The organism is Acinetobacter sp. V115_6, from assembly GCF_031799025.1.
Lineage (GTDB): Bacteria > Pseudomonadota > Gammaproteobacteria > Pseudomonadales > Moraxellaceae > Acinetobacter > Acinetobacter pittii.
In genome coordinates this window covers 66,137-78,606 of record NZ_JAVQNO010000019.1, presented here as the reverse complement: position 1 = coordinate 78,606, position 12,470 = coordinate 66,137, and the positions used below count along the sequence as shown (strand labels likewise).

Here is a 12,470-nt window from a genome sequence, read left to right as displayed (position 1 = left end):
AAAAACCCATTTATCTTTAAATATAGTATTTATATATATTACTGCTTATGCCTACTTTAAATACAGCAGATCACTATATAACAAACCTACTATTTATTTAAATAATGAGTTTTAAAATAATATACAAATAAGTTTATAAAAAAATATTTTTTAAGCAAAAAATAAAGCCCAAACCTAAAGGTCTGAGCTTTATTTAAACACTATAAAGCTTTAATAGCTGATGGTGCTCAACTGTTCGGTAGATTGAATTGAACCTTCCGTAAATTCACACAGCCCTTGTTCATCACAAGATAAATTTAATTGCTTATAGCTAATCGCTAAAGAATCCGAATATTTTTTGATTACAAACGGACTCATATCCGATGTTAAGGGCTCTTCACGCTTGAACAATTTAATAATCTTACGATCATTCATCGCTAACAAATAAATTTCATTATTTAATTCAATGTGCACTACACCAGTTTGCTCAGCCACAATTGGAACCAAATAAGATTTATTCGCCAGTAGAGTATCTACTGTATAACTTTCAAACTTTGAATTGATGAGGTTAAATACCAAAATTAAACCAAAGCTAGTCTGCAAGCCTTCTCTATAATTTGCATCTTCTTGAATTCGCTGCACTTTAATACCGAGCTTTTGAAAGTCCAACTCAGTTGCTTGATTTGTTTTTATCAGACTACGTGTAATAGCCTGTTTAAGGGGGTTATCAAAATAACGTTCATCTAACTGAAAATCATTTTGACGCAATATTTTTAACAACATTTCATCATGTTGAGTAAGAACATGCGCAAGTACATTACGGAAGTAAAACTTACTTTGTTTTTTGACCTTACGAACTTGCTGATAAAAATAGATTTCATCAAAATCATGTTCAATAAAATCATGTAATAAACTTGAACTAGCCAATACTGACAATGCTTCATGACCGGTAAATGGCAAATGAATCGTATGTAAGCTTGGTAACAGCTCTCTTATTTTTAAGTAATGTTCACGGTCAATCGAGAAATATGGGTCATAAACAATAACGTATTCACGCGCTGCATCGACATCTTGCTGCTGAATCTGCATGTCTTTATTTGCTATAGCATCAAAAAACTCAGCGTAGCGTCGGTCTTCAACATGCTCTGGATCAATTGAATATTGAGGCACAAATGCAATCACACGGTTCATATTCAATAAATTAGAATACTTGATTGCGGCATAGCCGCCCATTGAACCGCCATAACCCACAATATTTTTAAAGCCTTCTAGAATAGGCGAAATTGCTTGTGCCAGCTCAATCATGCTTGCTTGAGGAAACCATGATTTTTGTTTTGGCATTACCCCAATAACATTATATTGGTATTTAATTAGAGACTTTTCAGCATTGATAGATAAGCCACTCGCTCGGGTAATCAAATCGCCAAAAGAGAGAACTAATGTATTAGAATCGCCTGGTAAAAAAATGGCTCTAATGTGTTCGTCTTCAAAAATAATTTGCTTATCCATGCTCACACCGAAAGAAAATTTACTCCCACATACAACGTCAAAAATGAAACAAAATAGGTGTTTTGCCAATTTATGATTGCGGAGTATCTTATTTTATAGATGCCAGTCAGATTAAAAAGCGCAAAATATGACACAATCCTTACATCCTGCCGCTCAAAAAGGCTTCAGTTCAGCTGCTGAACTATATCAGCAAGTTAGACCCAATTATCCCGCAGAAATAGTAAGTTGGCTGCAAAATTGCCTACAAATACAGGAAAACTCTACTGTTATTGATCTTGGATCGGGTACTGGCAAATTCTTACCCTACTTAAAACAAACGCATGCAGATGTTATTGCAGTTGAGCCAATTGGCGAGATGTTACAGCAGCTTCAACAAGTTTATCCTGATATCAAAACATTACAGGCTTTTAGCCATTCAATTCCTGTAGAAGATCATAAAATTGATGCCATTATTTGTGCGCAATCTTTTCACTGGTTTGACAACCTTGATACCCTAACAGAAATGCATAGAGTATTAAAACCAGAAGGACATTTAGGGCTAGTTTGGAATCAACGAGACGAACGTACAGATTGGGTCAAGGCTTTAGCTGACTTCCTACTTCCACTTGAAGGTGACACACCTCGTTATCATAGTGAAAAGTGGAAACGCGTATTTGAACAACAAGATTTATTCGTATTTGATAGCCTACAAACATTCACACAGTCACAACACGGTTCTGTCGAACAAGTCGTAAGCAAACGTTTACTCTCTACGAGCTTTATTGCTGCAATGACTGAAAAAGATCAATTACAACTCAAAGCACAGTTTGAAAAAATTGTTTATGATTTTACGGGATTAGGTCCTCTAGATCAGATTGATTTTCCATATGTCACATATGCATATCACTTTCAGAAAAGTACGTTACCCGTTAAATAATTAGTGAATAGGTTTGGTTGAAAGTTATGAAGAAAACACCTCAAATCATATTAATGTCTTTGCTTTGCTCTAGCCTATTTCTGACTGCTTGTAAAAAAGCGGATGAGCCTGCTAAGACGGAGCAACCTTCTGCCACCTCATCTACCGATCAGGTTTTAGAAAAACTAAATGAAAGACCTGTTAAGACCTTCCCTGTCACTGCTGATGATGCACACGATATTGCGCTGTTAGAGGATTATGACCGCCGCTTTACAGAAATGAGTGACGAGATGGAAAGTGAATTAGCAAAAATGCATGAAGCTGGAACCCTCACTACAGAGTTTGAGCAACAGCGTACTCTCGATAACGTGCGTTCTTCTCTGACAATGTTAAAAGATTTAGATTTAAAAACTGAGCAAGGTCGTTACATTCAGGGTCTACTTTATCAATATTGGGAAAACCAAGAAAAACACTTGAGTGATAAGCAAGCCAATAAAGATGAACAGATCAATGATCTTGCCGACTATTTACAAGCGCAAAATCAATTAAAATATTGGAAAGCATCGCAACAGAAATAAGCAATGTAGTGGTTATAAAAAAGCCTTCAAACTTATGAAGGCTTTTTTTAAATTATATATTTTGCTTTTCAACCCAATGAATTGCCTGAACGCGGAATAACTCACATGCACCATCACCCGTATCAGTCGGCGTAAGTGAGGATTTCCAGACTAAGTTTTTGTCCTTAATCTCGACAAGGTCACCTTTTAGATAAACTAAATCACCACGTTTAACCTGTTTAATCTGCTGAGCAATTTCAGGATTTGCAGGAATAATGTGCATGTTAGACACCATTTGCATCGCTTGCTCTGCTGGAACAGGTAATTTAGGAATTTTCCAGTTTAAATAACGGTCATATTGTTTCACTGAAATATGACGTGCGATTTCAGGCTTTGCAAACAATCCCCAACTTACTGCATAGTCGATAGGAGAAAACTTAGCTTGTTCATCATTTTGATAAACTTTTGAACCCAAGATTCTGAAATTTCCTTGAAAAGGTTGTAATACAGAAATAGATTGATCTTTTTCTATCGGGCTCAAACCATTGGCAATATTATATTCACCTGAGGTCGATGCAAATGTTGAACTCATGCCAATCACGGCGAGTAAGCCCATCATCAAACTTTGTTTTTTCATCGTGTTACACCTCAAATATTGCTAGATCAAAGTGAATAGATCTTCAATTTATAATAGCTTTAAGCAATGAAAAAAATATCGAAATTTAGTAACAATACAGATCAATTTCGTCTATTTTTGTGCTGAATTAAACAGCTTGTTAATCTTCGAAATCTATTCTCAACGTTTCGAAACGAACCTTACCTTGATGAACAGCTTGGGCAATTGCTTGTTGACCTTTCGTAAGTCTAGCTCCACCACTTTTTACATCAAGCAAAATAATATTGATGTCTTCTGCCGCACCATCGCCATCGCGAAAATCGGTATATCCATCAAAAATAATATAATCCACCGGATCGCCCATGAATTTTGCATCACTTGGTAAATACTGAAATTCAGGTAAAACCGGAGCAAATTGTTCTGCCATTTTTCCTTTCAACACCGCACGACTTGTATTTACACTTCTCTTTTGTGCTTGAGTAAGCGCCTGTTGATGCTCTAGTTCAAGTTCAGCAATATATTGCTCATATTCAGCCTTAATTCGTCCATTACGTGTATTTGATAAAATAATAGTAGTGATGATAATACCAATGCCAGCACCAATAAGCATGGCAAGCCATACAGACATAAATTTTCCTTAAAAAGCGCGAATTAAGATTACAGCTCTAATCATATCTAAAATAACGAAACAGCTTAAACTTTTGTCAAATGCAGTCATCTACTTCTCACAAAAAGATGCTAAGGTATAAAACATAAACAAATGTGCTGCTGAAAATAATTGGATTTATGAAAACGATACTTATTGCAAATCAAAAGGGCGGATGCGGAAAAACCATGACGGCCATTACGTTGGCAACAGCATTGGCACAAAAAGGATATAAAGTAGCATTAGCAGATTCGGACAATCAAAAATCGGCTTTACAATGGTTAAAACAGCGCCCTGATACCGTTGCAACGATTCAAAGCCTAGACTGGCGTCATGAGAAATCAATTGGTGACGCACCCAAAAATCTGGACTATTTAATTATTGATGCGCCTGGTGCACTTTCAGGTGAGCATGCTGAACAGCTTATTAGTGAAGCTCATGCCATTATTACTCCGCTTCAGCCATCATTTTTTGACATAGATAGTACTCGTCGCTTTTTGAAGCATTTACAAGATATTAAACGTATTCGCAAAGGCAAAGTACAGATTTTGCTTCTTGCTAACCGTGTAAAACCAAACAGCGCAAGCTCAAAAGATATCCAGCAGTTCTTTGAAAAAATTGAACAGGAACCTGTTGCATGGATTGCTGAACGCACTGCGTATGGCAGCTTAGCAATGCAAGGTTTAAGCATTTTTGATAAACCGCAAAAGAACTTTATTAGTATCCAAAATCAATGGCAACCTGTTCTAAACAAGTTAATTGAAGATAAAGCTGAGTGGTTTTAAAGAAATTTTAGCCTTTAAAACTGGATGTATAAGGTTCTTTACATTACGGCCTTAAAATTTGCCTCAGGTTATTTTTCAGTTAATATGACTTTATTCTATGTAGAAAATTAGAGAAATATTGTTCGTGCATCCATACGCTCCTAATTTACAGCGCGTTTTATTGTTTGGGCTGTTTTTTATTTTGATTTTTTTAGGATTTAATATCCTGAAATATTTTATCGTTCCTGTACTTTGGGCTGCCATCATTGCATATATGACTTGGCCTATTTATTTAAGAATTCAGCGTTTTTTTGGAGAATCACGTAATACTTTAAACGCAACCCTGATGATTAGTCTGGTCATTTTGGTAGTTGGTATCCCCTTTACATGCGCGGTTTTTATTTTGCAGCATGAAGGGCGTAACTTATATTTTGATTTACAACGTCAGGTTTTCTCGGGCCATTTAAGCGTTCCAGATTTTATTCGAGACCTTCCTTTTGTAGGAAAAGAGATTTCTCGTACACTCAATGAGTTAAATAACGATCCAAATAGTACGATTCAAAATATCGCAGCTTGGGTACAAAGCCATTTAAGTTATGGCCGTGTACTGCTCGGTGAAATTAGTAAAAATATTGTCAAACTTGGCTTTGCAGTATTCAGCCTATTTTTCTTCTATCGTGATGGACAAATGATTTTATCTCAAGTGAGTAAAGCTTTAGAAATGGTCATTGGTCCTCGTATTCATCATTATCTCGATACAATTTCTGAAACAACTCGTGCAGTAGTCTATGGTGTGGGTTTAACTGCAATTGCTCAAGCCGTTTTAGCTGGATTAAGTTACTTCGTAGCAGGTGTACCAAACCCTATGGTACTCACGATTGTTACTTTCTTATTGGCTTTAATTCCATTTGGTACTCCAATTTCTTATTTAGGCGTTGGCTTATGGTTGTTCTCTCAGGGACAAACCATGGAGGCAATTGGTGTTGTGGTTTGGGGTGTGCTGATTGTCAGTAGCTCAGATAATGTGATTAGACCACTCGTCATTTCTGGTGCCACCAAAATTCCCTTCTTATTAATTATGTTTGGTGTATTAGGCGGTATTGCGAGTTTTGGCTTGGTTGGATTATTTATTGGTCCTGTAATTTTGGCTATTTTACTGGCAATTTGGCGTGAATGGTTACATGAGACGATTGAGCCTGAACCTATGCCAAAAACGACCATGATTTATGATTCTGAGAGTGAATCCTCCAATGACAAAGAGTGACATAGTTATTTAATTTAAAAATGTTTCTAGATACAAATTAACTATTTAAATTAACTTGTAGGTCAGACCTCTGTTTGTTTGAATCAAATAATCATATATATTTATAAGGACATCCAATCATGCAGATGTTTAATAAAATTGGCGCAGTCTGTGCGCTTACAGCCCTTTTTACCGTTGGCTGTAGTTCGGTAACTAAAACTGTATCTGACACTGCCCAAGCATTAACCTCAATGCATACTAAAAAAGTGGTCGACGTAAATGAAGTGACAGCTAACGGTATTGGAAAAAAAATAGGTACAATTAGCTTTCAAGATAGCGACAAAGGTTTAATTATTACCCCTGCTCTTGCTGACTTACCAAGTGGTACTCGTGGTTTCCATATTCATGAAAATGCTTCTTGCGCACCTGCTGTAAAAGATGGAAAACCTGGGGCTGCTTTAGCTGCGGGTAGCCACTACAACCCGAACCAAGCCCCTCATCACGGTACTCCAACCACTGGCCATTTAGGCGATCTACCTGTTTTAGTTGTCGATAATACAGGTGTTGCAACAACTGCCGTAATCGCACCTCGATTAAAACTTGCTGATATTCAGGGTCGAGCGATTATGATCCATGCGGGTGGCGACAATTACTCAGACTCACCTCAACCTCTTGGCGGTGGTGGAGCACGAATTGCATGTGGTGTGATTAAATAATTTATATATTTTACAAATTGTGGGTATCTAAAAAGATATCCACAATTCTGTTAATTTATTGATCGTTACAACTTGGTTTAAGTCTAATAAAATCTTAAAAAATGACTGACTTTTGTAGATAAAAAGAATAATATTTTTAAAGTAATAAAAATTTAAAGTTACATACTGCTTTCTCACGTATTCTCTAATTTAGAACAAAAGCCGTGAATTATCTGACCCAAATATTTAATAGCTTTAAGACGAACTCTATTTTAATTTATTGCCTGCAAATTCTGATTGTACTCACTGGCACAACTTTAGGTTTGCTTTGGCTGGGCTATAATCAACTTATTGTTCCCGTGACCTTAGGCGCAATTGCAGCAGCATTAACAGACTTTGATGATCGTTTAAGTATTCGATTACGCAACTTGGTCTATGTCTGCCTGCTCTTTTTTACAGTCAGTAGCATTCTCGGTTTTTTAGCACCTTACAAAATTTTCTTTATTTTATATCTCTCTATCTCAAGCGCTTTTTTTATTTTACTAGGCGCCTTAGGGCAACGTTATGCCACGATTTCTTTTGGCACGATTCTGCTCTCTATTTATAGTATGTTCGGTTTAGGCGAATACGCACATTGGTATCAACAACCTACTTATTTTGTTTATGGTGCTCTGTGGTACGGTTTAACTTCCATTTTATTTTTTATTATTAAACCGACACTTCCCTTACAAGATAAGCTCTCACAAATTTTTAAAGAAATTTCTGTTCTACTACAAGCAAAAGCTCGTTTGTTTGATCCGGACAATAAAGAGAATGTTGAGCAGCTTTTATATGAGTTATCTCTACAAAATACGCAAGTTGCCCAAAGTCTCAATCAAATACGCAGTTCACTACTTACTCGACTCAAAGCTTCCAGAGTCAGTAATAAAAGTATCTATTGGCTAAACCTATATTTTTTCGCACGAGATATTCACGAGCAAGCCACTTCAAATTATTTACATTACGAACATATTCAACAGAATTTTAGCCGTAGTGATCTTATTTTCCGTTTCCAAAAAAACCTGCGTCTACAAGCACAAGCATGCCAAGACTTAGCTCAATGTATTTTATATAACCTGCCATATCAGCCTTCGCAAGAAAGTCAGAAAGTATTAGGACATTTAGAAAGTTCTTTAAAAGATTGGATACAACAACATCCACAAAATTTTGAAGTTAAAAATTTAAAACTTATTTTTGATAATTTAAAAGGAATGCATGAACAGTTTGAACAACTGCAATATGCCCAACCTGTTCCTGAAAATAGCACTCAAACAAGACAAGAACACTTAAATTTACTTGATGATGATATTCAAGGATTTTCAGATCTTATCCTAAAACTTCGGCAACAACTTACGCCACAGTCAGCGCTGTTTAGGCATGCTATACGGATTGCTGTGGTTTTTGCCGCAGGGTATGCCATTTCATTATTACCGTTTGCGCAGCATGGTTACTGGATTTTACTGACCAGTTTGTTTGTTTGTCAGATTACTTATTTTGCGACTAAAAGCCGACTTAAATTAAGAACGATTGGTACCTTACTTGGTGTTTTATTAGGAATACCTATTTTATATTTTGTACCGAGTATTGAAGGCCAGCTCATCATTACAATTATTTGTGGAGTCTGCTTTTTTTACTTACGTCAAAAGAAATATGCTTTGGCTACGCTCATGGCCACCCTTATGGTGCTATTAATTTTCAACTTAAAAGGCGCTGGCTACAGTATTATTTTGCCTCGACTGATAGATACCTTATTAGGCTGCTTTATTGCATGGCTCGCCGTAAACTTTATTTGGCCCGACTGGAACTTTCGGAACATCCCCAATAATATTAATAAAAGCAGCAAAGCGACCTTAGATTATTTGAATGTGATTGTTGAGCAATATCAATATGGCAAAAATCAGGATATAGAGTACCGCCGAATTCGCCGTGCTGCACATAACGCTCAGATTGAGCTATCCAACATGATTTCAAGCTTAAGTGCTGAACCGAACCCGAACCCTCAACTCATCCATTATGCTTTTCGTTATCTGGTTTATAGCCACAGCCAACTGAGTTACGTAGCAGCGTTAGGAAGCCAACGACAAAAAATTGATGATCAACAGGTATTACAACTCTTACTGGATTGTCAGCAAATTCTTAAACAGAGCTTATTTGATCCGGCTTATATTGATTTCAATTTCCTTGAGCAGACCTTAGCACAAATTCAAAGCCTAACTACTCATGAGCACTTTTCAGAGAACTACACACTCGTGTTAAAACAAATCAGTTTATTGCTAGAAACTTTGCCAGAATTATTAACACTTAAAGACAAACTTTTAGAACAAGAGATTAAGTAGAATAAAAAAATACCGGAATATCAATTCCGGTATTTTTTTATTTAATTGTTACCTTGTTGCAGTCTTTCTTGCATTTCCTGCTTCAAAGCACTTCGCGGTTGGCTAAACCAAAGAGCAATAAAGGTAAATGCAGACAATGCAAAAGCCCATAAATGAAATTGTGTATAGAGATAACGTACAAGTTCAATCATTGCAAAGAAGCTCATCATCAGTAACATCGAAACTGCCGCTGCAACAGTTCCTTTTGAGACCTCAGATGACATGAGTGCAAAGCGATATAAGACTGAAAAGCTAATTCCCTCACCAAAACAGATGAGCGTCATCCCTATAAGCAAACAAGGTATGAGATAGGTTTGCCACACCACACCTAATATTAAAATGAGTGTACCAGTGAGCATAATCGGCAAACCCATCATGACGGTTTTACCCAAAGGCAAACGGTCAATAATTTTGATTAAGACAATGTTGCCTACGATTAAACCCAAAAATACAGGGAATTGAGCTAAGCCATATTGCACACTGGTGAGCTTTAATTCATCTACTAAAATGATTGGAGATAAAGCAATCCATAGCATTAAAGGCATACCCACTAAAGGTAATGCGAGACTTAAACCTAAAAAACGGCGGTTGGTAAACACCTTTTTAAAATCATCAAAAAGATAACTAAAAGGTTGCTTGGTTACACTGACTTGCTGGCTTGGCATCTGTTTTTTCAACCCGATCCAACTGAGTAATGCCAATACAGCGATGGCGACAAAGCCCCAGTGCCATGACACATAATCAATTAAGAAAGCGCCAAGTACAGGTCCTAGCAAGGGTGCAAGTAATGAGATATTTGCCATGAGTGCCATGACTTTAATCGCATCACGTTCAGCAAAACTTTCTTGAATAGCCGCATATCCAACTGCTGAAATTACGGTTAAGCCAATTCCCTGCAAAAATCTTAAAGCTAGAAATTGCTCGATTTGCGTCGTAAGTAAAATTAAAAAACAGCATAGAGCAAAGAATAAAACTCCTGCTAATAGTACTTTTTTACGTCCGAGACGGTCCGACAAAGGACCAAGTAACCATGCGACAGATGCGCCACCTAACAAATAAAATGACATCGAAGACGGTGCCCAAGTTGCACTTACACCAAAGTCCTCAGTAATTGCCAACATGGCGGGCTGAATCAGGTCATTACCAATATAAACCGCAAATTCAAATAGCACTAAGGCCAAAGGAAACATCAACGTTGTACGGTTCAACGTTGTCGTTTGAATATTTTTCATGAGTTGTACACTTCAAAATAGCGGCCATATGTCTGTACGACTATCTATAAAATAAGATGTAGTCATGACGATGACATGTATGGTCAATCAATCTTTAGTTAAGTTGTTATATGCCGTGAGAGTGCATGTTTAGAGTGTGAAACACCGTATTCACAAGGTGTCTAAAACAAGAAAAAATATATGACGTGAGATTCGGTAATTTTTACCAATTGGCACAATTGCCGAGCGCAACAATAGCACTTTTTAAATTGATCAGCAATCATGCAATTTCAAGAAGCTTAAATTTCAGTTTTTTGCACAAAAGGGCATGCAAATTATGGTTGTGCACAAACTCAAAGTTATCCACATATTCGATAAAAAATTAAGCATCATGGGCAAGGATTAACTTGAAAATCTGTAGTTTCCTCTCCTTTTGTACATTGATAGCTTTGCTTTTTATTCACAATTTTCCAGATTTGCTGATCTCGTTTTAATAAATATTCAGTACGTGTTTTCGACACCGCATCTGGACTAGGCTCTGTTTGCAAAATAGTAACTTGCGCATTGGAAGGATCATCTGAAGCATTCATTTGCTGTGAAATATCTAAATTGCTTGCATCATTTAAAAGATCTGGTTGATCGAGTAATACAGCCTGTATAGGACTATCAGCAAGTTGAGCAGAAGAATTTTGAGGTGGAGCACAAGCTGTTAATATACTTAGGCTGAAAATAATCAACAAACCATTCTTTTTCATCACTATTCCCCTCTATTTACTCAAAATTAATGCTAAAGATAATAGGCCACTTTTTCCTTTTGAGCTTTGTAAATAGGTATAAATTTATTGATATTAATGAGATAGATTAATTTTCAATAAAAAATCCACAATAATTATTGATTTTTTATCAACAATATTTTTCCTATTCATGCATTTTTCTACAACAGTAAATCTCATAGAGTATGCGTCAAATACAGGAATTTAATGAGAGCAACCTCCATGAGTAAGATTTTAGTGATTAATGGCGCTAAACAATTTGCCCACTCAAACGGTGAATTAAATGACACATTAACCACCCTAGCAACCACACATCTCACGGAACTCGGCCATGAAGTCCAAGTCACCCGTGCAGACAGCAATTATGATGCTGAAAGTGAAGTTGAAAAATACTTATGGGCAGATGTTGTTATTTATCAAATGCCAGGCTGGTGGATGGGCGCACCTTGGACAGTCAAAAAGTACATTGATGATGTCTTTACCACTGGTCATGGTTCACTTTATGCAAGTGATGGGCGTAGCCGTTCTGATGCCTCAAAAAAATATGGTTCAGGTGGTTTAATTCATGACAAAAAATATATGCTGTCATTGACTTGGAATGCTCCAATGGAAGCATTTGAAGATGCAGATCAATTCTTCCACGGCGTAGGTGTAGATGGCGTTTATTTACCATTTCATAAAGCCAATCAGTTCTTAGGCATGAGCACTCTTCCGACATTTATTGTAAATGACGTGATTAAAATGCCTGACGTTGATAGTTATGTTGAAGAATATAAAGCACACTTAAATACTGTATTTGCAGCAGCCTAATAAGGAGAAATCCATGCCAACCATTATTGCGGAAATTCGTACTAAATCGGGTGGACAGCATCGCCAGAACGTATTGGATGCCTTTCAAAAAATCATTCCAACTGTTTTAGCAGAAGATGGTTGTCATGGTTATAAACCTTTAGTTGACCACATCTCAAATGCAAGCTTCCAAAACAAAGACCCAGACATTATTGTGATGTTGGAAAAATGGGAAAGTGTTGCCCATCTTGAAGCGCATTTAGCGACGCCTCATATGCAAGCGCATCATGAAGCAGTCAAAGATGATGTCGTTGACGTCAAAATTAAAATTTTAGAAAGCGGCGTATAATTTAGACTATAAAAAAAAGACGATATATTT

General features: G+C 36.7%; 13 protein-coding genes. 8 read left to right on the top strand and 5 right to left on the bottom strand.

The window, feature by feature from the left end; all coding sequences use genetic code 11:
* Nucleotides 1-210: 210 nt before the first annotated feature.
* The gene (locus tag RMA94_RS07125; protein ID WP_262448450.1) at nt 211-1,488 is read right to left on the bottom strand and encodes a hypothetical protein; all 1,278 of its coding nucleotides are present in this window, start codon (nt 1,486-1,488) and stop codon (nt 211-213) included.
* 127 nt (nt 1,489-1,615) lie between these two features.
* Between RMA94_RS07125 and RMA94_RS07120 the strand changes: the two genes are divergently transcribed.
* Together RMA94_RS07120 and RMA94_RS07115 are read left to right on the top strand one after the other, a co-directional pair.
* On the top strand, nt 1,616-2,404 hold the full coding sequence (locus tag RMA94_RS07120) for a class I SAM-dependent methyltransferase (RefSeq protein ID WP_017481701.1): 789 nt from the start codon (nt 1,616-1,618) through the stop codon (nt 2,402-2,404).
* A gap of 26 nt (nt 2,405-2,430) precedes the next feature.
* Complete coding sequence (locus tag RMA94_RS07115) at nt 2,431-2,961, top strand: hypothetical protein (RefSeq protein WP_311082357.1); 531 nt, start codon at nt 2,431-2,433, stop codon at nt 2,959-2,961.
* 52 nt (nt 2,962-3,013) lie between these two features.
* Here RMA94_RS07115 and RMA94_RS07110 read toward each other — a convergent pair whose 3' ends face one another.
* On the bottom strand, nt 3,014-3,577 hold the full coding sequence (locus tag RMA94_RS07110) for a hypothetical protein (RefSeq protein WP_032006330.1): 564 nt from the start codon (nt 3,575-3,577) through the stop codon (nt 3,014-3,016).
* Between the two features lie 139 nt (nt 3,578-3,716).
* Complete coding sequence (locus RMA94_RS07105; RefSeq protein ID WP_311082354.1) at nt 3,717-4,184, bottom strand: Holliday junction resolvase-like protein; 468 nt, start codon at nt 4,182-4,184, stop codon at nt 3,717-3,719.
* Nucleotides 4,185-4,342: 158 nt separating this feature from the next.
* Between RMA94_RS07105 and RMA94_RS07100 the strand changes: the two genes are divergently transcribed.
* The 4 genes from RMA94_RS07100 (at nt 4,343) to yccS (ending at nt 9,279) form a co-directional block, all read left to right on the top strand.
* The gene (locus RMA94_RS07100; RefSeq protein ID WP_005804567.1) at nt 4,343-4,987 is read left to right on the top strand and encodes a ParA family protein; all 645 of its coding nucleotides are present in this window, start codon (nt 4,343-4,345) and stop codon (nt 4,985-4,987) included.
* A gap of 124 nt (nt 4,988-5,111) precedes the next feature.
* On the top strand, nt 5,112-6,230 hold the full coding sequence (locus RMA94_RS07095) for an AI-2E family transporter (protein WP_005067168.1): 1,119 nt from the start codon (nt 5,112-5,114) through the stop codon (nt 6,228-6,230).
* Nucleotides 6,231-6,355: 125 nt separating this feature from the next.
* Nucleotides 6,356-6,925: a superoxide dismutase family protein gene (sodC, locus tag RMA94_RS07090; RefSeq protein WP_075383285.1), complete on the top strand. Its 570-nt coding sequence runs from the start codon at nt 6,356-6,358 to the stop codon at nt 6,923-6,925.
* Between the two features lie 203 nt (nt 6,926-7,128).
* Nucleotides 7,129-9,279, top strand: coding sequence for a YccS family putative transporter (yccS, locus tag RMA94_RS07085; protein WP_311082353.1), 2,151 nt, complete (start codon nt 7,129-7,131; stop codon nt 9,277-9,279).
* A 41-nt stretch (nt 9,280-9,320) separates the two neighbouring features.
* Here the strand turns inward: yccS and RMA94_RS07080 are convergent, their stop codons facing one another.
* Together RMA94_RS07080 and RMA94_RS07075 are read right to left on the bottom strand one after the other, a co-directional pair.
* Nucleotides 9,321-10,550, bottom strand: a complete 1,230-nt coding sequence (locus RMA94_RS07080) for an MFS transporter (RefSeq protein ID WP_311082352.1) — start codon at nt 10,548-10,550, stop codon at nt 9,321-9,323.
* Between the two features lie 368 nt (nt 10,551-10,918).
* Nucleotides 10,919-11,287 carry a hypothetical protein gene (locus tag RMA94_RS07075; RefSeq protein WP_014207798.1) on the bottom strand — a complete coding sequence of 123 codons (369 nt, stop codon included), beginning with the start codon at nt 11,285-11,287 and terminating at the stop codon, nt 10,919-10,921.
* 237 nt (nt 11,288-11,524) lie between these two features.
* Here RMA94_RS07075 and RMA94_RS07070 point away from each other — a divergent pair, with 237 nt between their 5' ends.
* Together RMA94_RS07070 and RMA94_RS07065 are read left to right on the top strand one after the other, a co-directional pair.
* On the top strand, nt 11,525-12,112 hold the full coding sequence (locus RMA94_RS07070; protein ID WP_014207799.1) for an NAD(P)H-dependent oxidoreductase: 588 nt from the start codon (nt 11,525-11,527) through the stop codon (nt 12,110-12,112).
* A gap of 13 nt (nt 12,113-12,125) precedes the next feature.
* Nucleotides 12,126-12,440 (top strand): putative quinol monooxygenase, encoded by a 315-nt coding sequence (locus RMA94_RS07065; RefSeq protein ID WP_311082351.1) that lies wholly within the window; start codon nt 12,126-12,128, stop codon nt 12,438-12,440.
* Nucleotides 12,441-12,470 lie beyond the last annotated feature (30 nt).

Bases quoted from the DNA above. Each gene is read 5' to 3' on its own strand.
- RMA94_RS07115 (WP_311082357.1), top strand. From the start codon at position 2,431: ATGAAGAAAACACCTCAAATCATATTAATGTCTTTGCTTTGCTCTAGC.
- RMA94_RS07065 (WP_311082351.1), top strand. From the start codon at position 12,126: ATGCCAACCATTATTGCGGAAATTCGTACTAAATCGGGTGGACAGCAT.
- sodC (WP_075383285.1), top strand. From the start codon at position 6,356: ATGTTTAATAAAATTGGCGCAGTCTGTGCGCTTACAGCCCTTTTTACC.
- RMA94_RS07120 (WP_017481701.1), top strand. From the start codon at position 1,616: ATGACACAATCCTTACATCCTGCCGCTCAAAAAGGCTTCAGTTCAGCT.
- RMA94_RS07070 (WP_014207799.1), top strand. From the start codon at position 11,525: ATGAGTAAGATTTTAGTGATTAATGGCGCTAAACAATTTGCCCACTCA.
- RMA94_RS07100 (WP_005804567.1), top strand. From the start codon at position 4,343: ATGAAAACGATACTTATTGCAAATCAAAAGGGCGGATGCGGAAAAACC.
- RMA94_RS07125 (WP_262448450.1), bottom strand. From the start codon at position 1,488: ATGGATAAGCAAATTATTTTTGAAGACGAACACATTAGAGCCATTTTT.
- RMA94_RS07080 (WP_311082352.1), bottom strand. From the start codon at position 10,550: ATGAAAAATATTCAAACGACAACGTTGAACCGTACAACGTTGATGTTT.
- RMA94_RS07105 (WP_311082354.1), bottom strand. From the start codon at position 4,184: ATGTCTGTATGGCTTGCCATGCTTATTGGTGCTGGCATTGGTATTATC.
- RMA94_RS07110 (WP_032006330.1), bottom strand. From the start codon at position 3,577: ATGAAAAAACAAAGTTTGATGATGGGCTTACTCGCCGTGATTGGCATG.